Origin of the sequence: Streptomyces sp. NPDC094147 (genome assembly GCF_044764265.1) — a bacterium.
Classification (GTDB): domain Bacteria; phylum Actinomycetota; class Actinomycetes; order Streptomycetales; family Streptomycetaceae; genus Streptomyces.
The window spans coordinates 445824-468051 of the sequence record NZ_JBIWHT010000001.1 but is presented as its reverse complement, the minus strand read 5'-3'; the positions used below and the strand labels follow the sequence as shown (position 1 = coordinate 468051).

The window sequence follows — 22228 nt, the reverse complement described above, 5'->3', positions numbered from 1 at the left end:
CCCGTATGTGAACCCGGTGTTACCGAAGCGCCCCGGGCGGCGTTCGGCCGCGACCTCCGCAACCGTCACATTCCGCCCCTCGCCCGGCCGGGGCGCGGAGCCGCCGGGCAGACTGGTGACCATGAACCAGACCGGCAGCAGGACCCGCATCGGCCTTCTCGGCACCGGCCCCTGGGCCGTCGCCACCCACGCCCCGGCGCTCGCCGCGCACCCCGGCGTCGACTTCGCGGGCGTGTGGGGCCGCCGGCCCGAAGCGGCGGCCGCGCTCGCGGGGGAGCACGGGGTGACGGTGTACGAGACCGCGGACGCGCTGTTCGCCGACTGCGACGCGGTCGCCTTCGCGCTGCCCCCGGACGTGCAGGCGCCGCTCGCGGTGCGGGCCGCCGCGGCCGGCTGCCATCTGCTGCTCGACAAGCCGGTGGCGACCGGCGTCGAGAGCGCCCGCGCGGTGGCCGACGCGGCCGAGCGCGCCCAGGTGGCCTCGGTCGTCTTCTTCACCCTGCGCTTCGCGACGGAGACCGCCGCGTGGGTGGCCCAACAGGCAGCCGTGGACGGCTGGTTCACCGGCCGCGCCCAGTGGTACGGCTCGCTGTTCACACCGGGCGCCGACCGCGGCCCGTACGCCGCCTCGCCCTGGCGCGGCGAGAAGGGCGCCCTGTGGGACGTCGGCCCGCACGCGCTGGCCGTGCTCACCGGGGTGCTCGGCGAGGTGACCGGGCTGACGGCCGTGGCGGGACCGGGCGACACCGCCCATCTGATACTGCGCCACGCCTCGGGCGCCTCCAGCACCGCGGGCCTGAGCTTCACCGCGCCGCCGGCGGCGTCGGGCGTCGAGGTCGTGGTGCTGGGGGAGGCCGGGGCCGCGGTGATGCCCGGGTGGAGCGGCGCGCTCGACGCGTTCGGCGCGGCGGTCGACGCCCTGCTCGACGCGGCCCGCACCGGGGTGCCGCACCCGTGCGACGCCCGGTACGGGGCCCGGGTGACCGAACTGCTGGCCCAGGCGGAGGAACAGCTCGGCCGGGCCTGACGCCGGCCCGCTCAACTTCCGTACGGATGACGGAAGTTGACCAGTGCGCGCCGGGTCCGGCGCCTAGGGGGTGTCCGGCGGATCTGGTCGCCCGCGATGTGCGTGCCAGCCCCCCGCGTCCCAGACAAGATCCGCCGGACACCCCCTAGCGGGCCAGGGCGTCCCGTACCGCGTCGTCGGTGCGGGCCACCACCGCGGAGCCGTCGTCCGTCGTGATGATCGGGCGCTGGATCAGCTTCGGGTGCTCGGCGAGCGCCGCCACCCAGCGCTCGCGCGCACCCTCGTCGCGCGGCCAGTCCTTCAGGCCGAGCTCCCTGGCGGCGGGCTCCTGGGTGCGCGTGATGTCCCACGGTTCGAGGCCGAGCCGGCCGAGCACGGCCCGGATCTCCTCCTTCGACGGCACGTCTTCGAGATAGCGGCGCACCGTGTACTCGGCGCCCTCCGCATCCAGCAGAGTCACCGCGCTGCGGCACTTCGAACAGGCCGGGTTGATCCAGATCTCCATGCCGCCAGGCTACTCGCGGTGCGCCCCCAAAGCCCGTCTGGCCAGCGTCGATTGTCAGTGCCCGGCAGTAAAATCGAGGGAGTAAGTGAGGGTTCCCGACCGCCCAGGAGGATGCCCATGACCGCTGCCGTACTCGCGTCGCACGCCCCGAAACAGCTGTCCCTTCAGCCCCTTCGCAAGGTGCCGCTGCCCGCCGGGCGGCCGCGGATGTGGTACGAGACCCACAACCGGCGTCTGAAGGCCATGCGCCTGGCCATCGCCCTGCTCGACACGGGGGTGTACCGGCCGGAGCAGGCCTCCAACCGGAAGATACGCACCACCGCCGCGCTCGTCGGAGTGCATCCGCCGTCGGACACGACCTGCCGGATGGTGCGCGCGCTGATCCGCGACGGACGCTGACCGAGGAAGGGGGCCGTGCCTTCGGGCAGCCGAGGGCACGGCCCTGCCGCTTGTGGCCGAGCAGCCGTCCGTACGGGCCGCGCGCTAACTTCCCGCTGCCGACGGATCGGCCGCGTACGCGTCGAGGAGGCGCGCGGTCGCCTCGTCCACCACCCGGTAGCGCACCACGCGCCCCTCCTTCTCGCCGGCGACCGCTCCGGCGGCCCGCAGCAGCCGCAGGGCCTGCGAGACGGCCGGGTCGCGCATGCCGGTCGCCACCGCCAGATCGGAGACGGCGAGCGGCCCGGCCCGGTGCAGGGCGAGCAGCAGCGCGAGCCGGTTCGGGTCGGCGAGCAGCGAGAACCGCTCCGCCCAGGCCCGTACGCGACCGGGGTCGCCGATCGCCGCGATGGCGTCGCAGACGCGGTGGCCGTCGATGGTGCGGTGGCCGGCGCGCTCGGCGGGGACGAGATGCATGCCCGCATCTTCGCAGGGGCGGGCCGGACTTCCGCATGTGATCTTCGATACCTGCACAGGTGTGCAGCTGCGCAGGCAACTCCCGTGCGTCTAGGGTGGTCCGGCCGTGGTGTTCGGGAAGACCGGTGCGAAACCGGAGCGGCCCTCGCCACTGTGATCGGGTCCCCTGGGGGTGTGCGGTGGGTCAGGGTCGGACAGGTCGCGGCGGCTGGTGCGGTGCATCGCAAGGCGCCGGAGCGTCTTCATAGCGGAGCTATGGGGACGGTTCGGCAACGCGGCGAGGCGCCGTGCCAGGCGTCGCGACCCCGGCCCTGACCCACCGCACACCCCCGAGGGGAGCTTCCGTCTCCTCGGGCGCCACTGGCCAGCATCCACCTGGCTGGGAAGGCCGGGACGGGCGCACTCGCCCGTCAGCCAGGAGACCGGCCGCGGCATCTCACGAAGTGATCCACGAGGTGCTGGAGCGTGACCCGCATGACCCTGCCCATCCGCACGTCCCCCGAGGCGAGCACCGTCCCGCCGTCCTTCCACTGGCGCCGCGAGGACACCGTCCGCACCGGCATCCTGCTGGCGGTCATAGCCGCGCTCCATGTCGTCGCCTTCGGCGTCCTGTTCCTGCTGGTGGCCCCCGGCCACTACGAGGTCGGCACCAAGACCTTCGGCGTCGGCCTCGGCATCACCGCGTACACCCTCGGCATGCGGCACGCCTTCGACGCCGACCACATCGCCGCCATCGACAACACCACGCGCAAGCTGATGGCCGACGGCAAGCGGCCGGTCTCCGTCGGCTTCTGGTTCGCGCTCGGCCACTCCAGCGTGGTGGTGGTCCTGACGGCCATGGTGGCCGGCGGCGCGCAGCTCGCGGGCACCATCATGAACGAGAACTCCCGCACCCACCAGGCGCTCGGCGTCGTCGGCACCACCGTGTCCGGCTCCTTCCTCTACCTGATCGCCGCGCTCAACCTGGTGGCGCTGTTCGGCATCCTGAAGGTGTTCCGCGCGATGCGCGAGGGCGCGTACGACGAGAAGGAGCTCGAAGCCCACCTGGACTCGCGGGGGTTCATGAACCGCATCCTGGGACGCTTCACCAAGTCCATCTCCCGGCCCGGCCAGATGTTCCCGCTGGGCTTCCTCTTCGGCCTCGGCTTCGACACCGCGACCGAGGTCACCCTGATGGTGATGGCCGGCACGGGCGCCGCCGCCGGACTGCCCTGGTACGCGATCCTCTGCCTGCCGCTGCTCTTCGCCGCCGGGATGAGCCTGTTCGACACGCTCGACGGCACGTTCATGAACTTCGCCTACCAGTGGGCGTTCTCGAACCCGGTCCGCAAGGTCTACTACAACCTCACCATCACCGGCCTGTCCATCGCCGTGGCCTTCGTCATCGGCACCATCGAACTGGTCGGCGTCCTGCACGAGAAGCTCGGCCTGCACGACCCGGTCAGCGGCTGGATCGCGACCCTGGACCTGGGCAACGTGGGCTTCGTGATCGTCGGCCTGTTCGTGGTGGTGTGGGCGGCGGCACTGGCGTACTGGCGGCTTGCGAAGGTGGAGCAGAAGTGGGCGGGGCGGACCGCGGACGCCTGAGCGCGCCCCCTCACCCGCCCCCGCCCCTGCGCTGGCCCGGCACGCCCCGGTCGTTCTGGAGCTGCCACAACTCCTTGAACAGCCCGTCCGCGGCGACGAGTTCGGCGAACGTGCCCTCCTGGATGATCCGCCCCCGGTCGAGTACGACGATGCGGTCGGCCACCGCGACGTTCGCCAGGCGGTGGGTCACCAGGACCACCGCCCGGTCCCGGGCGATCCGCCGCAGCCCGGTGAAGATGCGGTGCTCGGCACGGGCGTCGAGCGCGCTCGTCGGCTCGTCCATCACGAGCAGTCCGGCCGGCCGGTGGAAGGCCCGCGCGATCGCGATCCGCTGCCACTGCCCGCCGGACAGCTCCACACCCCCGAACCACTCCCGCGCGAGCAGCGTGTCGAGCCCGCTCCGCAGCCCGTCGACCACCTCGGCGGCGCCGGAGTGGGCGGCGGCACGGCGTACCGCCTCGTCACCCCCGTGCGGCTGCCCCAGCGTGATGTTGTCGCGCGCGGACATCGGCCAGTGCGCGAAGTCCTGCGGCACGACGGCGGTCTGCCGCCACAGGGCGAGCGGATCGCACCGCTCGACCGCGACCCCGTCCCAGGTCACCGACCCTTCCGTGGGCAGATAGAGCCCGGTGAGCAGCTTGCTGAGCGTGGTCTTGCCCGAGCCGTTCTCGCCGACGAGCGCGAGCACCTCGCCCTTGCGCACCTCCACGGTCACCTTCTCCAGGGCGGGCCGGTCGCCGCCCGGGTAGCGGAACGTCAGCGACTCGGCCCGTACGACGTCCGGCGCGGGCGGCGCCAGCGGGCCGCGCTCCATCCGGTGCCCGCCGGCCTCCTCGATGAACTCCGCCCAGTCGTCGAGATAGAGCCCGGTCCGGAACAGCCGCGTGCCGTACCCGACCACACCGCGCAGCGAGGAGGCGACCGTGCGCAGCGCGAACACCGCGGTGCCCGCCGACGCCACCGACATCCGCCCCGACGCGAGCAGCCAGGCCAGCGCGCCCCACACCACCCCGGCCGCGACGCCGCCCGCGAGCGCGCCGAGCAGCGAGTAACGGGCGCCCTGGTGCACGGCCTTGTCGGTCGCGGCGTCCACCCGCTGCCCGATCGCCCGGTACCGGTCGAGCAGGAACTGGGCCATCGTGCAGGACCGCAACTGGTCGGCGGTGTCCTTGTCGATCACGAACCACCGCAGCAGACTCAGCGTCCGCCGCTGCGCGCTCATCGCCCGCGACGCCTCGTAGTGCACCCGCGCGGCCTTGACCCCGGCGATGCCCTGCGGCAGCGCGGCCAGCAACAGCAGGGGGAGCAGCGCGGGATGCAGTACGGTCACCACCCCGGCCGCCGCGACCAGCGAGGCCACGCACGCCATCAGGTCCTGCGAGTCGGTCAGCAGCTGCTGCGCGACCTCCGCGCCCCGGTCGGCCGCCTCCCGTTTGTCGTTGAACCCCGGCTGGTCGTACGCCGACAGCTCGGCCTGTACGGCGGCCGCCAGCATCTGCATCTCGGCCTCGCGGGAGATCCGCGGCGAGAGCCGGCCGGAGATGTTGACCACCACGATCCCGAGCAGCGCCCGCAGCCCGGCCGCCCCCGCGAGCACCGCGATCGAGGGCAGTGCCTCGCGCACCCGCTCGGTGATGTCGCCGCTCGCGATCAGCGCGGTGATCGTACGCGTCGTGGCGAGCAGCCCGAACGCCTCGAAGAACCCCGACATCGCCTGACAGCAGAGCAGCAGCAGGACGGCCCGCCGGTCCACCCGCCAGGCCAGCGCCAGCGCCCGGCGCACGAGCTGGGGCAGCCGCCTGGCCATGCCCCGGGTGGTCACGGGACGGCGCTCCAGCGCCTCCAACGAGCCCGACCGGTACCGCAGTTCCTCATCGGCCGGCCGCTCGCCCACATCCTCCGCCATGCCGCCCCCTCCACTCGGAATCCGCCCACTTTCCCGCACGCGGCGACCAACTGCCCCGGCCTGTACGGTGATCCACCCGATAGGGGGGAGCGGAAAAAGCGGCGAGCCCCGCCGCCCGGAAGGGCAGCGGGGCTCGGGCGCGGTGAAACCGCGGGGCCTAGATGTCGAAGTACAGCTCGAACTCGTGCGGGTGCGGGCGGAGCTGGATCGGGGCGATCTCCGCCGTGCGCTTGTAGTCGATCCACGTCTCGATCAGGTCGGAGGTGAAGACACCGCCGGCCTGGAGGTACTCGTTGTCCGCCTCCAGGGCTTCGAGGACGGCCGGCAGCGAGGTCGGGACCTGCTGGACGTTGGCGTGCTCCTCGGGGGCCAGCTCGTAGAGGTCCTTGTCGATCGGCTCGGCCGGCTCGATCTTGTTCTTGATGCCGTCAAGGCCCGCGAGGAGGAGCGCGGAGAAGGCGAGGTACGGGTTGGACGACGGGTCCGGGGCGCGGAACTCGACGCGCTTGGCCTTCGGGTTGGAGCCCGTGATCGGGATGCGCATCGCGGCGGAGCGGTTGCGCTGCGAGTAGACCATGTTGACCGGCGCCTCGAAGCCCGGGACCAGACGGTGGTAGGAGTTCACCGTCGGGTTGGTGAAGGCGAGCAGCGAGGGGGCGTGCTTGAGGATGCCGCCGATGTAGTAGCGGGCGGTGTCCGAGAGGCCCGCGTAGCCCTGCTCGTCGTAGAACAGCGGCTCGCCGCCGGCCCACAGGGACTGGTGGACGTGCATGCCCGAGCCGTTGTCGCCGAAGATCGGCTTCGGCATGAAGGTCGCGGTCTTGCCGTTGCGCCAGGCGACGTTCTTCACGATGTACTTGAAGAGCATCAGGTCGTCGGCCGCGGCGAGCAGCGTGTTGAACTTGTAGTTGATCTCGGCCTGGCCGGCCGTGCCGACCTCGTGGTGCTGGCGCTCGACCTGGAGGCCGGAGTTCTCCAGCTCCAGGGAGATCTCGGCCCGCAGGTCGGCGAAGTGGTCGACCGGCGGGGCCGGGAAGTAGCCGCCCTTGTAACGGACCTTGTAGCCGCGGTTGTTCTCCTCCGCGCCGGTGTTCCAGGCGCCGGCCTCGGAGTCGATCTCGTAGATCGAGCGGTTGGCGGTGGTCTCGAAACGTACCGAGTCGAAGACGTAGAACTCGGCCTCGGGACCGAAGTACGCGGTGTCCGCGATGCCGGTGGAGGCGAGGTAGGCCTCGGCCTTCTTGGCGATGTTGCGCGGGTCGCGGCTGTACTGCTCGCCCGTGATCGGGTCGTGGATGAAGAAGTTGATGTTGACCGTCTTGTCGCGGCGGAACGGGTCCATGCGCGCCGTCGACAGGTCCGCGCGCAGCGCCATGTCGGACTCGTGGATCGCCTGGAAGCCGCGGATCGAGGAGCCGTCGAAGGCGAGTTCCTCGGTCGGGTCGAACGCCTTCGCGGGGATCGTGAAGTGCTGCATCACGCCCGGCAGGTCGCAGAACCGGACGTCGACGAACTTCACGTCGTTGTCCGCGATGAACTTCTTCGCGTCGTCGGCGTTCTGGAACATCCAACTCCTCCTACTCCCACCCGGGGAGGGGCGGGGTTGCAGCTCGATGGTGCGGCCAGTGCGGTGGCACACGCTGGACCCGACCATAGGCAGGCGGGATTTCTCAAGCGTGACCCGTTTGTTTCGCCCAAGTTAACCGGGCTGGTGACGACCGCGCCAAGATTGACCCGGGCCGAAGTGATCGAAAACGGGCGCAGTACCGTTGGAGCCGTGGACAACAGGCAAGCAATCGGATCGTGGCTCTCGGGGCCCCGCGCGGCCGCCGAGGAGATGGGCGTCGACTTCGGCTACCGGGGCGAGCGGCTCGGTCTGCCCAAGGACGGCCCCGGCTCGGTGGCCCCCCTCGGCCGGCGCTTCGGCGCCATCTTCATCGACTGGGGCCTGTGCGCCCTGATCGCGTACCAGCTGATCGCGCACGGCAACACGCAGGCCGCCAACAACTGGGCCCTGATCGTGTTCCTCGCGCTGAGCGTGCTGACGGTGGGGACCGTCGGGTTCACCCCGGGCAAGCGGCTGCTCGGCCTGCGGGTCGTCGCCGAGGAGGGCGGCCGGCTCGGCATCGTCCGGGTCGCCATCCGCAGCGTGCTGCTGTGCCTCGCGATCCCCGCGCTGATCTGGGACCGCGACGGCCGCGGCCTCCACGACCGCCTCGCCCGCGCGGTCCAGGTCAGGATCTGAACCCGACTGCCCGCGAGGGAATGTCAGAAGGCGGCCCGGACCGATGTGGTCCGGGCCGCCTTCGTATGCGGACGAGCAGGAGGGTCAGCGCATCTTTCCGCCGCGCGGCATCCGCATGCCCTTGGGCATCGGACCCTTCGGCAGCGGCATGTTGCTCATCAGGTCGCCCATGGCGCGCAGCCGGTCGTTGGCCGCGGTCACCTGCGGTCCCGACAGCACGCGGGGCAGCTTCAGGAGGGTGGTGCGTACCTTCTTCAGCGGCACCTGGCCCTCGCCGTCGCCGACGATCACGTCATGGACGGGGACGTCCACCACGATGCGGGCCATCTTCTTCTTCTCGGCGGCCAGCAGGGACTTCACCCGGTTCGGGTTGCCCTCGGCCACCAGCACGACGCCGGCCCGGCCGACGGCGCGGTGGACGACGTCCTGGCTGCGGTTCATCGCCACGGCCGGGGTGGTGGTCCAGCCCCGTCCGATGTTCTGGAGCACCGCGGCCGCCGCACCCGGCTGCCCCTCCATCTGCCCGAAGGCGGCCCGCTCCGCACGCCGTCCGAAGACGATCGCCATCGCGAGCAGGGCCACCAGGAGGCCCAGAATGCCCAGGTAGATCGGGTGCCCGAGCAAGAAACCGATCGCGAGGAAGACACCGAAGGTGACGATTCCCACGCCCGCGATGACAAGTCCGATCTTGGTGTCGGCCTTGCGGGTCATCTTGTAGGTCAGGGCGATCTGCTTCAGTCGCCCCGGATTCGCATCGTTCGCAGCGCTCTCTGCGGTTGCCTTCCTCGCCATACCAGGAAGTTTACGTGGCCTAGGAGGGGCGGGTGGCCACGGCCTCCAGTACGTGCTGCGCCTCGACCCGGTCCCTGGCCCGGCGGCGGTCCTCCAGGACCGCGGTCCAGGCGTTGCGGCGGGCGGTGCGCTGGCCGGAGCGCATGATCAGCGACTCCATGGCGCGCAGGGCGCCGGTGACGGACGGAAGAGTGTTGGCTCGCACGGTCTGCGGTGTCGTTGCGACCTGCATCGTCGTGGTCCCCCCTTGGGACGGGAAGTCGGGAACGGGCGTTGGGTGTGGGGGCATGCGCGGTGCGTAAAGCCAGCGTCACTGATTGGTGTTACCAGGGCGTGTCCGAGTGGTCAAACGCCAATGAAACCTTGATACGGACCGGGAAAACGTTGACGCGGCCCGTACGCACCCCCCGACCTGCGGGGGAGGTACGGGCCGCGTCGAATCGGCCATTACTGATCAGTAGCTGCTTGTGAGCGGGTTCACGCAGTGCCCGGACCCGTCCGCCTCACGCGGTGGCGGCGCTCCGGGCCTCCATCGCCTGCTGGTACAGCCGGCCCGCGCGGTAGGAGGAGCGGACCAGCGGCCCGGACATCACGCCGGAGAAGCCGATCTCGTCGGCCTCCTCCTTCAGCTCCACGAACTCCTGCGGCTTCACCCAGCGCTCGACGGGGTGGTGGCGCACGGACGGGCGCAGGTACTGGGTGATCGTGATGAGCTCGCAGCCCGCGTCGTGCAGGTGCTGGAGCGCCTCGCTGATCTCCTCGCGGGTCTCGCCCATGCCGAGGATCAGGTTCGACTTGGTGATCAGGCCGTAGTCGCGGGCCTTGGTGATCACGTCGAGGGAGCGCTCGTAACGGAAGCCGGGGCGGATCCGCTTGAAGATCCGCGGCACGGTCTCGACGTTGTGCGCGAAGACCTCGGGGCGGGAGGAGAAGACCTCTTCCAGCTGCTCGGGGACCGCGTTGAAGTCGGGGGCCAGCAGCTCGACCTTGGTGCGGCCCTCGGCCCGCTGCGAGGTCTGCGCGTGGATCTGGCGCACGGTCTCCGCGTACAGCCAGGCACCGCCGTCCGCCAGGTCGTCGCGGGCGACGCCGGTGATGGTCGCGTAGTTCAGGTCCATCGTGACGACCGACTCGCCGACGCGGCGGGGCTCGTCACGGTCCAGCGCCTCGGGCTTGCCCGTGTCGATCTGGCAGAAGTCGCAGCGCCGGGTGCACTGGTCGCCGCCGATGAGGAAGGTCGCCTCGCGGTCCTCCCAGCACTCGAAGATGTTGGGGCAGCCCGCCTCCTGGCAGACCGTGTGCAGCCCCTCGCTCTTCACGAGCTTCTGCAGCTGGTTGTACTCGGGACCCATCTTCGCCCGGGTCTTGATCCACTCGGGCTTGCGCTCGATGGGGGTCTGGCTGTTCCGGACCTCCAGGCGCAGCATCTTGCGTCCGTCGGGTGCGACTGCGGACACGTCCGGCTCCCTATGACTTCGATTCTTCGGCGAACACCAGGGTACGCCCGTTAATTACTGGGGTGAGGTGCGGCTCCCGCCAGGGGCAACCGGAGGAGGGCGCAGAGCATTCCCGCGACCTCGCGGCTCCGCTCAGGCCGAGGCCCGCTCGATCTCCCTCGGCGCGAGCACCGCGCTCTCCAGGACGTCGCGCAGGTGCTTCTCGGCCACCGGCAGCACCTCCTCGATGGTCACCTCGCGGCCCAGTTCGTACGAGAGCGACGTCACACCCGCGTCGCGGATCCCGCACGGCACGATCCGGTCGAACCAGGTGTTGTCCGGGTTCACGTTGAACGAGAAGCCGTGCATCGTGACGCCCTTGGCGACGCGGATGCCGATCGCCGCCAGCTTGCGGTCCTCGCGGCGCTGGCCGGCGTTGGAGGGCGCGTACTCCGGGCCGTTGAGGCGGGCGTCGAACTCCTCGTCGGTCAGCCGCGGGTCGAAGTCCAGGGAGAGGCCGCCGAGCTTCGGGCGCCGCTCCACCGGGTCGCCGAGCACCCACACGCCGCTGCGGCCCTCGACCCGGGTGGTCGCCAGGCCGAAGTCGGCGGCGGTGCGGATCAGGGCCTCTTCGAGACGGCGTACGTGCGCGACCACGTCCACCGGGCGGGGCAGCTTCTGGATCGGGTAGCCGACGAGCTGGCCGGGGCCGTGCCAGGTGATCTTGCCGCCGCGGTCGACGTCGATGACCGGGGTGCCGTCCAGGGGGCGCTCGCTGTCCTCGGTGCGCCGGCCCGCGGTGTAGACCGGGGGGTGCTCGACCAGCAGGCAGGTGTCCGCGACCTCGTCGGCGAACCGGGCCGCGTGCACCCGGCGCTGCTCGTCCCAGGCCTCCTGGTAGTCGACCGCGGCCTCGCCGAATCCCAGCCGGACAAATCGCAGCTCGTTCACGCCAGCTCCCCTGTCGGTCTTCTCGGATGCAATCGGTGCGCGCCCTCCCTCACTGTACGACCCTGTTCGACGGCCCCGGCACGCCCCCGGAGCCGGCAGAAACGGCACGTCACCACACGATCGGATGAATGCGGGGCGAAGGTGGCGGCACCGGCTGTATTGACCGCTAAATTCTCGCCGTTCCATGAGGGCTGCAACCTCGGCCCGGAAGGCAGGAGAACGCAGAGCTGATGACGGAACGACCCTCGCAGCGCACCCCCAACCGCCAGCTCGCCGCACTCATCGCAGAAGCCGGGTTCTCCAATGCCGGGCTCGCCCGCCGCGTTGACCAGCTCGGTCTTGAGCACGGCCTGGACCTGCGCTACGACAAGACGTCGGTGACCCGGTGGCTGCGCGGCCAGCAGCCGCGCGGCACCACGCCCGCGCTGATCGCCGAGGTCTTCACCCGGCGGCTCGGACGCCGGCTCTCCGCACAGGACCTCGGGCTCGACGCCTGTGCGCCGGTGTACGCGGGGCTGGAGTTCGCGGCGACCCCGGAGGAGGCCGTCGACATCGTGAGCGGCCTGTGGCGCAAGGACTCCGGCAGCCATGCCGAACTGCGCAAGATCGCGTTCACCCCGGCGGGCCTGGTCGTCCCCAGCCGGGACTGGCTGATCGGGCGGCCCGACGACCGGGTGGGGCGCGGCGACCCCACCCCGCAGGGCAACGTGACGCGCATCCCGGCCCAGGGCCGCCCGTCCGTACCCCGCCAGCGGACCACCGACCGCGGTCCCGGCCAGCGCGTGACCAGCGGAGACATCGCGGCGCTCCGCTCGGTGGCCGAACTGTTCCGCACCCTGGACCACGCCTACGGCGGCGGGCACGCCCGGCAGGCGCTGGTCCGCTATCTGGAACACGAGGCCGAGCCGATGCTGCGCGGCACCTACGGCGAGAACGTGGGGCGCAGGCTCTTCGCGGCCGCCGCGGACCTCACCAGACTGGCCGGCTGGACCTCGTACGACATCGCGGCCCACGGGCTCGCGCAGCGGTACTTCGTGCAGGCGCTGCGGCTGTCCCAGGCGGCGGGCGACCGGGCCTACGGCTCCTACGTGCTGGTCACGATGAGCCGGCAGGCCGTCTACCTCGGGCACGGGCGGGAGGCGGTCCAGCTGGCCCGGGTCGCCCAGCAGGGCGTGGGGGCCGCGGCGCCGCCCGTCGTGCAGTCGCTGCTCAACGCGGTGGAGGCGCGCGGGCACGGGGTGCTCGGCGAGGTGCGGGCGTGCACCGCCTCGCTCGTACGTGCCGAACGGGCGCTGGAGAGCGCGCGGCCCGGCGACGACGTGCCGCACTGGGCCCGCTTCTTCGACGAGGCGCAACTGGCCGACGAATTCGGCCATGCCCACCGCGACCTCCAGCAGTACCGCGCGTCCGCCCAGCACGCCGAGCGCTCGCTGCAACTGCGCGCCCCCGGATACGCCCGCTCCCGGCTGTTCTGCCGGATCGTGCTCGCCACGGCCCGCCTCGGCCTCGGCGAACTCGACCAGGCCTGCGCGCTGGGCGCGGAGGCCGCCCAGCAGGCAAGCGAGATGCGGTCGGCCCGCGCGGTGGAGTACGTACGCGACTTCGAGCGCCGCCTGGAGCCGTACCGGGACGCGGCCGCGGTGCGCAACTACCGGGACAAGGTGGCCGCGTTGGGCTGATGTGCCGCGCTGCTCAGGCCGCCTTGCGGATCACCTCCGGGGCCGCGCGCCAGGACTGGACGCCCAGGTCGGCGAGGATCGCCCGAGCGGCGCGGCGGCCCGAGTACAGGGCGCCCTGGACGGTGCCGGTGTCGCGGTGGTCGCCGCACACGTACAGGCCCGCGAGGAGGCGGACCGGGCGGCGCAGATCGTGCGGGGCGGTCATCGCGGGCACGGCCTGCGGGGTGTGGTGCACGGCGAGCAGCTCCCAGTCGGCGGTGGACGTGGCGTACAGGCGCGCCAGTTGGCGGCGTACGGCGTGTTCCACGTCGTCGGGCGGGGTGCCGAGCACGGTCGAGGTGATCAGGGCCCGGCCGCGCGGCGCACGGCTCGGGTCGACCTCGCTCATCACCGAGCTGTACGCCACAGGACCGCTGCGGTCCGCGTCCAGGAGCAGCGCGGGGTCGGCCAGCGGGGGCCCGGGGGCGGTGTGGTGCAGCACGGTGAGCGGGTGGAAGGCGGGGACCCGCAGGCCGGGCAGGAGCTCGGCGGCGGCCGGGGCGTCGGTGGCCAGGAGCAGGGAGCGGCAGCCGAGCACGCCGTGGTCGGCGGTGGTGACCGAGGTGGTGGCGACGGACGTGACTTTCACGCCGGTACGCACCGTGCCGGGCGGCAGCGCGTTCGCGAGGAGCTCCGGCAGGGTGGCCGCGCCGCCCGCCGGAACGCACAGCCGGCCGCGTGCGAAGCCGCGCAGGGCGAGGTCTGCGCAGCGGCTCGACGTGGTCAGGTCCGGGTCGCAGAGCAGCGCGGAGAGCAGCGGGCGGACGAAGCCGTCCAGGGTGCGGGCGGGCAGGCCACGGCTCAACAGGGCCCGTCCGATGGGGAGTTCGGGCCGGGCGGTGATCCGCTCGACGGAGGTCGCGGCCAGCCGGGCGAGCGCCTTGCCGAGCCGGGCCTGGTCCAGGGTGCCGCCGAGCGGGGTGGCCGTGCCCCGGGGGGCGCTCGCTCGGGCGCGTGCGGCGGCCAGTGCGCCCCTTGCGCTCCCGGTCACGCCCGCCCGGTAGCGCCGGCCCTCGCTGTGCACGAGGACGCCGGGCGAGAACGGGCGCAGCGGCAGATCCTCCAGACCGGGTGTACGGGTCAGCTCCGGGTACGAGGTCGACAGCAACTGCCCGATCCGGTCGAGCCGGAAGCCGTCGACGGAGCCGGTCGACATGCGGCCGCCCACGGTCGGGGCGGCTTCCAGAACGCTGACCGTGACTCCCGCGCCGGTCAGCTGATGAGCCGCTGACAGGCCCGCGAGCCCGGCCCCCACGATGAGTACGTCCGCATGATGTGCGGTGCTGAGCACGTGGCCCTCCCCGAGGTAGGCGCGGTAGGTGGAGGCCTCATGCCCCCAACTGGCCCACGGAATGCCGCAGTTCGAGGAGAGAGTAGGGATGTTCCGCGGGGCGGGCCCTCGCGCGTGGGGGTGGGTGCGGGGGCATGCGGGCGCACGGTGGCCCTCCGGGGGTGGGCGGAGGAGGGGGTTTTCCCACCCGCCCACCCGTACGGGGGCTCGGGGAGCCCCCCGGCCCTCCCGGGGCTGCGCCCCAGGCCCCGGGGGTTTCCCGCCCACCCGCCCGTTACGCGGGGTTGGAAGAGTTGAGCCCCGGGGCTGCGCCCCAGACCCCCTCGGGGCTCCGCCCCGAACCCCGCTCCTCAAACTCCCCCAAGGCCTTAAGGGCCAGGGGGACCCCCATGAGGGGCTGGATTATTGCCCCCCAGCGCTGGATTCGCGAGCCAGCGCTGGATTTGGCCGAGCCCACCCTTTCCCGCCCCCCCCAGTTGCGGGCGGGCGGGTGGGAAACCCCGCTAATCCGCCGCCGCCCCAATCGCCTCGTCCACCCCCGGGAACGCAAACCTGAACCCCGCCGCAAGCAGCCGGCCGGGCACAACGCGTTGGCTGGACAGGACGTCCTGCGCGAACTCGCCGAGGGCCAGCCGGATCGCGGGGGCCGGGACGGGGAGGAGGGCCGGGCGGTGCAGGGCCCGGGACATCGCCGCCGTCACCTCGCGGTTGGTCACCGGCTCGGGGGCGGTGAGGTTGACCGGGCCCGAGACCGACTCCGTGTCGATCATGAACCGCAGCGCGGCCACCTCGTCGTGCAGGGCGATGTACGACCAGTACTGGGCGCCGCTGCCGAGCCGGCCTCCCAGGCCCGCCCGGAACAGCGGGAACAGTCTTGCCCAGGCCCCGCCCTGGCGGGCCACCACCAGACCCGTGCGCGCGAACGCCGTGCGGATGCCCGCCTCGGCCGCCGGTGCCGCCGCCCGCTCCCACTCCACGCACAGCGAGGCGAGGAAGCCGTCGCCCGGCGGCGCCGATTCGTCCACCGCGCGGTCACCGGTGTCGCCGTAGTAGCCGATCGCCGAGCCCGACACCAGCACCCGCGGCGGGGTGCCGAGCGAGGCCACCGCCTCGGCGATGGCGGCCGTGCCCAGCACCCTGCTGTCCCGCAGCTCCTTCTTGTACGCCGGGGTCCAGCGGTGATCGGCCACGCCGGCCCCGGCCAGATGCACCACCGCCTCGCAGCCGGCCAGACCCGCCGTGTCCACGTACTGGCGTACCGGATCCCATTCGATCTCGTCCGGCGCGGCCGGCCGGCGCCGTACGAGACGTACCACCTCGTGCCCGTCCGCCCGCAGCGAGCGCACCAGCTCCGTACCGATCAGTCCTGTCGAGCCCGTCACCGCGATCTTCATGAAAACCATCCTTGCGCCCCGCGCCCCGCATGGCACAGTGAGCCCATGCCCGAGTCGTACGCCCAGCCGAGTACCGCGCCCGCACTTCTCATACGGACCGCCCTGTCCGGCGACGGCGACGCGCTCGGTGTGCTCACCCGCGAGGTCTGGTCCCCGCTGCACGCCGTCGCGCCGCGCCCGGTGCCGCCGTACGAGCCCTTCTTCGACGACCGGCACCTGCCCGCGGACTTCCTCGTGGCCGAGGTGGACGGAGCGGTCGCCGGGTTCATACGGCTCGTCCCGCCAACTCCGCTCGCCTGCAACCGGCACGTCCGGCAGATCCAGGGGCTCGAAGTCGCCGAGTCCGCGCGCGGCCGGGGCGTCGGGCGGGCGCTGCTGCGCGGCGCGTACGAGGCCTGCCGCCGCCAGGGCGCGACCCGCATCACCCTGCGCGTCCTCGGCCACAACGCCCCGGCGCGGGCGCTGTACGAAGCGGAGGGCTTCGCCGTCGAGGGCGTACTGCCCGGTGAGTTCCTCCTGGACGGCACGTACGTCGACGACGTCCTGATGGGCCGGTCGCTTCTCGCCGACTGACGGCTGGTCAGGAACACTGCCCCGACACTCCCGAAAGGTGGGCAGCGTGCCCGACTGCACGGCACAGGCCAAGGCGGCCGCGGAGGCCGCGACGACCGCCCTGCGGGGGCTCGACGCCATCCGCGACGATCTCGCCGGGCTCTACCGCGATCTGCACGCGCACCCCGAGCTCTCCTTCGCCGAGCACCGCACGGCCGCCGAAGTCGCCCGCAGGGCAAGGGAGTTCGGGTACGAGGTGACCTGCGGGGTCGGGCGTACCGGCGTCGTCGCCGTCCTCGCCAACGGGCCCGGACCCACCGTGCTGCTGCGTGCCGACTTCGACGCGCTGCCGGTGCGCGAGCGGACCGGGCTCGACTACGCCTCGACCGTCGAGGGGGTCATGCACGCCTGCGGGCACGACATGCACGTCACCTGCCTCCTGGGCGCCCTCAAGCTGCTCGCCGACGCCCGCTCGCTGTGGAGCGGCACGATCCTCGGCGTGTTCCAGCCGGCCGAGGAGCTCGGGCAGGGCGCGCGGGCCATGGTCGACGACGGGCTCTACGAGCGGTTCGGCACCCCGGACGTCGTGCTCGGCCAGCACGTGGCCCCCTTCCCCGCCGGGATGGTCGGCGCGCACGCGGGCCCCGCCTTCGCCGCCACCGACGCGCTCAAGGTCGTCATGTACGGGAAGGGCGCGCACGGTTCGCGGCCCGAGGCCTCCGTCGACCCGGTGGTGATGGCCGCGTCGACCGTGCTGCGGCTCCAGACGGTCGTCTCGCGCGAGGTCCCGGCAGGTGAGACGGCCGTGGTCACCGTCGGCGCGCTGAACGCGGGGACCAAGGACAACATCATCCCGGACGAGGCCGAGCTGAAGCTCAACATCCGTACGTACAAGGACGATGTGCGGGCCAAGGTGCTCGGCGCCGTCGAGCGGATCGTGCGCGGCGAGGCGGTCGTCGCGGGGGCCGACAGCGAGCCCGACATCACCGAGATCGACTCCTTCCCGGTACTCGTCAACGACGCGGACGCGGTGGCGCGGACGATGGCCGCCGTCGGGGCCGTGCTCGGTGCCGACAAGGTGCTCGACCCGGGGCCGGTGACCGGCAGCGAGGACGTCGGCCTGTTCGGGACGGAGGCCCAAGTCCCGGTCTGCTACTGGCTGTTCGGGGGAGTGGACGCCGAGGAGTTCGGCGCCGCGTTCGCCGCGGGCACCCACGACCGGGACATCCCGTCCAACCACTCGCCGTTCTTCGCCCCGCTGATCGAACCCACCCTGACCACCGGGGTCACGGCCCTGACCACGGCGGCGCTGGCCTGGCTCGACGCGTAGGCGCGCACGGCCGGCCGCGTCAGCGGGTCAACAGGCGCATGCCGCCGGTGAGTTCGCGCAGACAGCGCACGGCGAGTTCGGCGGGGGAGCCCGGACCCGAGGCGGGCGCGTCGGTGCCGGCCCACGCCTCCAGCGCGACCCGGATCGCGTCGGTGGCCGCGGCCGCCGCGAGGCGTACCTCCAGGGGGTCGGCGCCCGGCCCGGCCAGGCGGGTGAGCACCGGCAGCAGGCGCTCCTCGGAGTCCTGGTTCACCCGGTACCAGACCGCGCGCAGCGCCGGGTCGTGCTCCGCCGCGCGCAACAAACCCCGGGTCCACCTGAACTGCTCGGCGGCGTGCGCGTCGGGCACCGAGAGCGCCTGGGTGACGGCGGTTTCCAGGGTCTTGGGCAGCGCGCCCGGTTCGGCGGCTTCGAGCAGCGCCCGCCAGCGTTCGGCGCCGCCCGAGAGCAGCGGGCCCACCGCGTCCTGCTTGGAGCGGAAATAGCGGTAGAAGGTGCGCAGCGCGACCCCGGCGTGCCGGGCGATCGCCTCGGCGGTGGTGCCGTCGGGCCCGTGCTCGGCGAAGAGCGCGGCGGCGGCGCGGGCGATGTCGAGCTGGGTCGCCGCTTTGCGGCGCTCGGTCAGAGAGGGCGGGGTCGCGGGCTGGGTCACCTCGCAAGCGTACGCCCGCGACCTCCATGCCTGCACGGACTGACAGCATGGCAAAACGTGCCACTTGGGCGTACGGTGGTTGTCGCTGTGGCCCCCTGTGCCACCCATTCGGGCACCCCGGGATCCGTCCCGGCATCAAGGAAAGCTGGAACGCGATGAGCGCGAACACCGTCCCCGACCGCTACGAAGGCCGCCGGGCACTGATCACCGGCGGCGGCTCGGGCATCGGGCAGGCCACCGTGCTGCGCCTGCTCGCCGAGGGCGGCCGGGTCGTCGCCGCGGACGTGAGCGAGGCGGGCCTGAAGGACACCGCGCAGCAGGCCGGGGCCGCCGCCGACCGCCTCACCACCCTCGTGGTCGACATAGCGGACGAGGACTCGGTACGCGCGGGCGTCGGCGCCGCCGTCTCCGCGCTCGGCGGCCTGGACGTGCTGGTCAACGCGGCCGGCATCCTGCGCTCCTCGCACACCCACGAGACGAGCCTGGCCGACTTCAACAAGATCGTCGCGGTCAATCTGACCGGCACCTTCCTGATGATCCGCGAGGCGATCCCGGCGCTGCTCGAAGGCGACGGCGCGGCCGTCGTCAACTTCAGCTCGACCTCGGCGGCGTTCGCCCACCCGTACATGGCGGCGTACGCGGCCAGCAAGGGCGGCATCCAGTCGATGACGCACGCGCTCGCCGCCGAGTACGCCAAGCAGGGCATCCGCTTCACCGCCGTGCAGCCCGGCTCGATCTCCTCCGGCATGACCGACGGCAGCGGCGCCTCCCGGTCGAGCATCGGCCCCGGCCTGCCCGCGGACGCCGACATGTCGCTCTTCAAGAAGCTGGCCCCGGCCATCGGCCAGGGCTTCGCGGGTCCGGAGACGGTGGCGTCGGTGGTCGCGATGCTGGCCAGCGACGACGGCCGCTTCATCACCGGCACCGAGATCCGCGTCGACGGCGGAACGCACTTCTGAGCCCCGGCGCGCGCCCGCCGCCGGCCCGGCCGCTCAACCCGCCGCTCACCCGGCCCCGAAGCGCTCCCACAGGCGGGGGAAGCGGGCCGCCAGCGCGGACTCGTCCTCGAAGTCCAGCGGGGTGCCCTCCGGCTCCGCGGCCTGCGGCGGGATGCCGAGGTCCGGCGCCACGACGCCGGTGAGCTGCTCGTACGCCTCGTCCGCCGCGTAGCCGAGCTCCTCCCCGTCGCCGTCGATCTCCTCGTCGAACTCGCCCAGGAGATCGGCCAGTGCGTCGGGGTCGTGCACCGCGCCCTCGAAGACCTCGCGGCCCTGGCCGATGAGCCAGCAGCGGAAGTAGTCGAAGGCGTCGTCGCTCGCCCCGTCGAGCAGCACGGCCGCGGCGCCCCACAGGTCCCAGTGGTAGGCGCGGTTGTAGCGCGCCTCGAAGTGGCGGGCGAAGTCGAGCACGGAGTCGGGGTCGAGCTGGAGCAGCCGCTCCACGAGCAGATCGGCCTGTTCCTCGGGGTCGCCGTCGGCGGCCTCGCGGGTACGGTCCACGATCTCCCAGAACTCCGTCTCGTCCATCACGGAACCAGCATCGTGGGTAGGGGGTGGCGGCGCACGCGGAGCGGCGTATTTCGTCCGGTTGCCGCTCCCCGTCCACTCCGGCGGGCTGCCGCCCGTCACTCGTCGAGGAGCCGCAGCGGCTGCGCCACCATCTCCCAGCGCGAGTTGAACCAGGCCTGGACCTGCTGGAACTCCGCCCGCTCAAGGGACCGGGCCGCGTTCCCCTCCAGGGTCGCCGGGAACAGCGTGTCGCTGTGCAGTTCGAGCACCTCTATGGAGGCGTCGTCGACCAGGATGCGGGTGGTGCGCAGGAAGTAGTAGCCGGTCAGCATCTGTGCGCCGTTGATGAGGTAGCGCTTCTCGCCGGGCACCGTCGGCAGGCCCCGGATCTCCACGGAGACCGAGCCGACCGAGCCCTCCTCGGCCAGCTGGGTGAGCGAGTGGTGCAGCGCCTCCGCGTACATCCGGATGACCCGGCGCAGCCGCCGCAGCGGGCGCAGATCGGACGGGTCCTCGACGTGGCGCGGGTAGGGGTGGTGGGTGTCCAGATCCGGTAGCAGGACCCGTACCCGGATCGACCGCGGCGCGGCCCGGTCGCCGAGCCGGATGAGCTCGGCCTGCTGCTGGACGGCCCGGGAGAGTTCCTCGGTGTGCAGCGACCAGACGTCCAGCGAGACATGGGGCGCCTCGAACGCGCGGGACACGTAGTGGACCAATGGCCGCCCGATGGCAGCCTGCCGGGCCACCCGGGCGCCCCGGCCCGGTACCCCGGCCTCCAGGAGCCCCTCCTCGCGCAGCAGCTGGAGCGCCTTCTGCACGGTGCCGCGTCCGCAGCGGAACCGGCGCATGAGCTGCTCCTGCTTGGGCAGCGCCTCGCCGGGCGCCGGCACCCCGTTCTGGATGTCCCGGCGCAGCGCGTCGGCGACCGACCGGTAGCGGGGGGTCTCCCCGGCGTCGTCCCGGTCGGCCCCTGAGGTGTGGGTCGTCACCCGGTGAGGCTACAACTCGCGGTCAGGACACGACAGATGGCTGCAAGAACCGGTCAACTGACCTGGTTGCCCTTTTGGTTGGCCCTGATGGTCGTTCAACTGCCCATTGGCATAGATGTGTTGCTGGATATGCAGCCGGTTGACCATAGATGGCTGCCATTCAGTGCGGGTAGGGGAGGGGGAACAGAATCGCCGGCCAATGAGGGTGCCGATCGTCAGTACGTGCGGTCCGCGGCGGCGACAACCGGAGGAGGTGTTCCATGGGACTGGAGACCCGAGTGCAGATCGTCCTCGAACTGCTGTCGAACGCGGGTGTACTGGTGCCCCTGCTCGGCCCGTCAGGGCTGCTGGTGGTGGTGCTGGGTGTGCTCCTCGCGAAGAGCCGCGGTGGTGCGGGCCGGGAGCCGGCCCGGCCGGTGCCGGCCGGTCCGGGCACGAACCTGGTGTGCGTGGCGGCCGTGCTCCTGGTGCTCCTGCTGATCGCCGCCTGAACGTCCGAACCCGCCCGGGTCCATGGGCCCGCTCAGTTGGGGTCCATGGGGCGGGCGATGGTGTTCCACAGCGAGTCGAACCACTGCTGGGTCTGCTCGACATAGGTGCGGGTCACCTGGTCGCCGTCCACCGCGGCGTGCCGGAAGAGCATGCCCTCCACGCCGAGCATGTCGTAGATCTCGATCGGACTCCGGTCGAGGTCCACCGTCCGCTCCGTCACCTGGTAGTGGCCGGCCAGGACTTCGCGGCCGTTGAGGATGTAGACCTTCTGGGTCGGGGTGATCGACACCTTGCGGGCCTCGACGGTCACGTCCGGGACCAGGTCGCGCACCTTGAGCATGCGCAGCGAGTGGCGCAGCGAGCCGTAGATGTGGTTGCTGGTGATCCGCAGCCGTTCGCGCGGCCGGGCGTTCTCCGGGTCGCCGATCACCTGGGGGAGGGCCAGCGGGTCCTCCGCGGCGGGCAGCAGGATGCGCACGGCCACCCGGCGCGGGCCCGAGCCCTCGGCCTGTATGGCGACCAGCGGCCCCGCGAGCGCGGAGGCCAGCGTCTCGCCATTGAGGCAGTACGCGTCGATGGTCACCTCGTCCTGACGGAAGCACTGCGCCACCCGCTCGCCGAGGAAGAGCCCGGCCGGCCGCGGTGAGTTGCGGCGCGGCTCGGGCACGGAGCGCCGGGTGGCGGGCGTCGGCATGGTGGCGGGGTGGGCGACCGTCGGCGGGGTGCCCTGCTGGGCCCGTCTGATCAGGCCTTCCCGCTCCAGGAGTTCGACGGCGCCGCGGACCGCGCCGCGCGGCACCGCGAACCGTCGACTGAGCTCCGCCTGGGTCGGGATCCGCTCCCCCACGCGCAGGTCCCCACCGGAGATGAGAGCACGCAGGCCGTCCGCGACCACATCCCGCGGACGACGCTGTCCATCGGTCGAAGCGCTGTTTCCAGGCACGCCTCAACTCTACAACGGGCTGCCAATGAGGGCGAGTTGTCTGCCAGAACCTGCC

23 protein-coding genes are annotated in these 22228 nt (G+C 72.3%); 9 read left to right on the top strand and 14 right to left on the bottom strand.

Annotation, left to right across the window (positions count from 1 at the left end; genetic code table 11):
- Nucleotides 1–121: 121 nt before the first annotated feature.
- Entirely contained in the window at nucleotides 122–1027 is a 906-nt protein-coding gene (locus tag ACIQ8J_RS02155) for a Gfo/Idh/MocA family protein (protein WP_403263887.1), read from the top strand.
- Nucleotides 1028–1172: 145 nt separating this feature from the next.
- Here the strand turns inward: ACIQ8J_RS02155 and ACIQ8J_RS02150 are convergent, their stop codons facing one another.
- Entirely contained in the window at nucleotides 1173–1532 is a 360-nt protein-coding gene (locus ACIQ8J_RS02150; RefSeq protein ID WP_403263886.1) for an arsenate reductase family protein, read from the bottom strand.
- Nucleotides 1533–1649: 117 nt separating this feature from the next.
- Between ACIQ8J_RS02150 and ACIQ8J_RS02145 the strand changes: the two genes are divergently transcribed.
- Nucleotides 1650–1931 carry a hypothetical protein gene (locus ACIQ8J_RS02145; RefSeq protein ID WP_403263884.1) on the top strand — a complete coding sequence of 94 codons (282 nt, stop codon included), beginning with the start codon at nucleotides 1650–1652 and terminating at the stop codon, nucleotides 1929–1931.
- Nucleotides 1932–2015: 84 nt separating this feature from the next.
- Here ACIQ8J_RS02145 and ACIQ8J_RS02140 read toward each other — a convergent pair whose 3' ends face one another.
- On the bottom strand, nucleotides 2016–2387 hold the full coding sequence (locus ACIQ8J_RS02140) for an ArsR/SmtB family transcription factor (RefSeq protein ID WP_403263882.1): 372 nt from the start codon (nucleotides 2385–2387) through the stop codon (nucleotides 2016–2018).
- 474 nt (nucleotides 2388–2861) lie between these two features.
- Here ACIQ8J_RS02140 and ACIQ8J_RS02135 point away from each other — a divergent pair, with 474 nt between their 5' ends.
- Nucleotides 2862–3974: a HoxN/HupN/NixA family nickel/cobalt transporter gene (locus ACIQ8J_RS02135; protein ID WP_403265169.1), complete on the top strand. Its 1113-nt coding sequence runs from the start codon at nucleotides 2862–2864 to the stop codon at nucleotides 3972–3974.
- Between the two features lie 10 nt (nucleotides 3975–3984).
- On the opposite strand, the gene ACIQ8J_RS02130 is transcribed toward ACIQ8J_RS02135, so the two are convergent.
- Together ACIQ8J_RS02130 and glnA are read right to left on the bottom strand one after the other, a co-directional pair.
- Nucleotides 3985–5880, bottom strand: a complete 1896-nt coding sequence (locus tag ACIQ8J_RS02130) for an ABC transporter ATP-binding protein (RefSeq protein WP_403263880.1) — start codon at nucleotides 5878–5880, stop codon at nucleotides 3985–3987.
- Between the two features lie 157 nt (nucleotides 5881–6037).
- Nucleotides 6038–7447 carry a type I glutamate--ammonia ligase gene (glnA, locus tag ACIQ8J_RS02125; protein WP_403263879.1) on the bottom strand — a complete coding sequence of 470 codons (1410 nt, stop codon included), beginning with the start codon at nucleotides 7445–7447 and terminating at the stop codon, nucleotides 6038–6040.
- A gap of 210 nt (nucleotides 7448–7657) precedes the next feature.
- On the opposite strand from glnA, the gene ACIQ8J_RS02120 reads away from it, so the two are divergent.
- Nucleotides 7658–8125, top strand: a complete 468-nt coding sequence (locus ACIQ8J_RS02120; RefSeq protein ID WP_403263878.1) for an RDD family protein — start codon at nucleotides 7658–7660, stop codon at nucleotides 8123–8125.
- Between the two features lie 84 nt (nucleotides 8126–8209).
- Here the strand turns inward: ACIQ8J_RS02120 and ACIQ8J_RS02115 are convergent, their stop codons facing one another.
- The 4 genes from ACIQ8J_RS02115 to lipB all read right to left on the bottom strand — a co-directional run bounded on the left by ACIQ8J_RS02115 (nucleotide 8210) and on the right by lipB (nucleotide 11304).
- A complete protein-coding gene (locus ACIQ8J_RS02115; RefSeq protein WP_403263877.1) occupies nucleotides 8210–8917 on the bottom strand; it encodes a DUF4191 domain-containing protein in 708 nt (235 codons plus the stop codon).
- Nucleotides 8918–8936: 19 nt separating this feature from the next.
- Entirely contained in the window at nucleotides 8937–9149 is a 213-nt protein-coding gene (locus ACIQ8J_RS02110; protein WP_403263875.1) for a hypothetical protein, read from the bottom strand.
- 271 nt (nucleotides 9150–9420) lie between these two features.
- Nucleotides 9421–10374 carry a lipoyl synthase gene (lipA, locus tag ACIQ8J_RS02105; protein WP_399049968.1) on the bottom strand — a complete coding sequence of 318 codons (954 nt, stop codon included), beginning with the start codon at nucleotides 10372–10374 and terminating at the stop codon, nucleotides 9421–9423.
- A gap of 132 nt (nucleotides 10375–10506) precedes the next feature.
- A complete protein-coding gene (gene lipB, locus ACIQ8J_RS02100) occupies nucleotides 10507–11304 on the bottom strand; it encodes a lipoyl(octanoyl) transferase LipB (RefSeq protein ID WP_403263873.1) in 798 nt (265 codons plus the stop codon).
- A gap of 230 nt (nucleotides 11305–11534) precedes the next feature.
- Between lipB and ACIQ8J_RS02095 the strand changes: the two genes are divergently transcribed.
- Nucleotides 11535–12983 (top strand): regulator, encoded by a 1449-nt coding sequence (locus ACIQ8J_RS02095; RefSeq protein WP_403263871.1) that lies wholly within the window; start codon nucleotides 11535–11537, stop codon nucleotides 12981–12983.
- A 13-nt stretch (nucleotides 12984–12996) separates the two neighbouring features.
- On the opposite strand, the gene ACIQ8J_RS02090 is transcribed toward ACIQ8J_RS02095, so the two are convergent.
- Nucleotides 12997–14313, bottom strand: coding sequence for an NAD(P)/FAD-dependent oxidoreductase (locus tag ACIQ8J_RS02090; protein WP_403263869.1), 1317 nt, complete (start codon nucleotides 14311–14313; stop codon nucleotides 12997–12999).
- A gap of 503 nt (nucleotides 14314–14816) precedes the next feature.
- Entirely contained in the window at nucleotides 14817–15716 is a 900-nt protein-coding gene (locus ACIQ8J_RS02085) for a TIGR01777 family oxidoreductase (protein ID WP_403263868.1), read from the bottom strand.
- Nucleotides 15717–15752: 36 nt separating this feature from the next.
- Here ACIQ8J_RS02085 and ACIQ8J_RS02080 point away from each other — a divergent pair, with 36 nt between their 5' ends.
- Nucleotides 15753–16280 carry a GNAT family N-acetyltransferase gene (locus tag ACIQ8J_RS02080; RefSeq protein ID WP_403263866.1) on the top strand — a complete coding sequence of 176 codons (528 nt, stop codon included), beginning with the start codon at nucleotides 15753–15755 and terminating at the stop codon, nucleotides 16278–16280.
- A 46-nt stretch (nucleotides 16281–16326) separates the two neighbouring features.
- Nucleotides 16327–17589, top strand: coding sequence for an amidohydrolase (locus ACIQ8J_RS02075; protein ID WP_403263865.1), 1263 nt, complete (start codon nucleotides 16327–16329; stop codon nucleotides 17587–17589).
- Nucleotides 17590–17608: 19 nt separating this feature from the next.
- Here ACIQ8J_RS02075 and ACIQ8J_RS02070 read toward each other — a convergent pair whose 3' ends face one another.
- Nucleotides 17609–18241 (bottom strand): TetR/AcrR family transcriptional regulator, encoded by a 633-nt coding sequence (locus ACIQ8J_RS02070; RefSeq protein WP_403263863.1) that lies wholly within the window; start codon nucleotides 18239–18241, stop codon nucleotides 17609–17611.
- Between the two features lie 155 nt (nucleotides 18242–18396).
- Here ACIQ8J_RS02070 and ACIQ8J_RS02065 point away from each other — a divergent pair, with 155 nt between their 5' ends.
- Nucleotides 18397–19200: an SDR family NAD(P)-dependent oxidoreductase gene (locus tag ACIQ8J_RS02065; protein WP_403263862.1), complete on the top strand. Its 804-nt coding sequence runs from the start codon at nucleotides 18397–18399 to the stop codon at nucleotides 19198–19200.
- A gap of 45 nt (nucleotides 19201–19245) precedes the next feature.
- On the opposite strand, the gene ACIQ8J_RS02060 is transcribed toward ACIQ8J_RS02065, so the two are convergent.
- Nucleotides 19246–19767 (bottom strand): DUF4240 domain-containing protein, encoded by a 522-nt coding sequence (locus tag ACIQ8J_RS02060; protein WP_403265167.1) that lies wholly within the window; start codon nucleotides 19765–19767, stop codon nucleotides 19246–19248.
- 98 nt (nucleotides 19768–19865) lie between these two features.
- On the bottom strand, nucleotides 19866–20738 hold the full coding sequence (locus ACIQ8J_RS02055) for a winged helix-turn-helix domain-containing protein (RefSeq protein WP_403263860.1): 873 nt from the start codon (nucleotides 20736–20738) through the stop codon (nucleotides 19866–19868).
- A 260-nt stretch (nucleotides 20739–20998) separates the two neighbouring features.
- Between ACIQ8J_RS02055 and ACIQ8J_RS02050 the strand changes: the two genes are divergently transcribed.
- Complete coding sequence (locus ACIQ8J_RS02050) at nucleotides 20999–21229, top strand: hypothetical protein (protein WP_403263858.1); 231 nt, start codon at nucleotides 20999–21001, stop codon at nucleotides 21227–21229.
- A 32-nt stretch (nucleotides 21230–21261) separates the two neighbouring features.
- Here ACIQ8J_RS02050 and ACIQ8J_RS02045 read toward each other — a convergent pair whose 3' ends face one another.
- A complete protein-coding gene (locus tag ACIQ8J_RS02045) occupies nucleotides 21262–22173 on the bottom strand; it encodes a winged helix-turn-helix domain-containing protein (protein WP_403263857.1) in 912 nt (303 codons plus the stop codon).
- Between the last annotated feature and the right edge of the window lie 55 nt (nucleotides 22174–22228).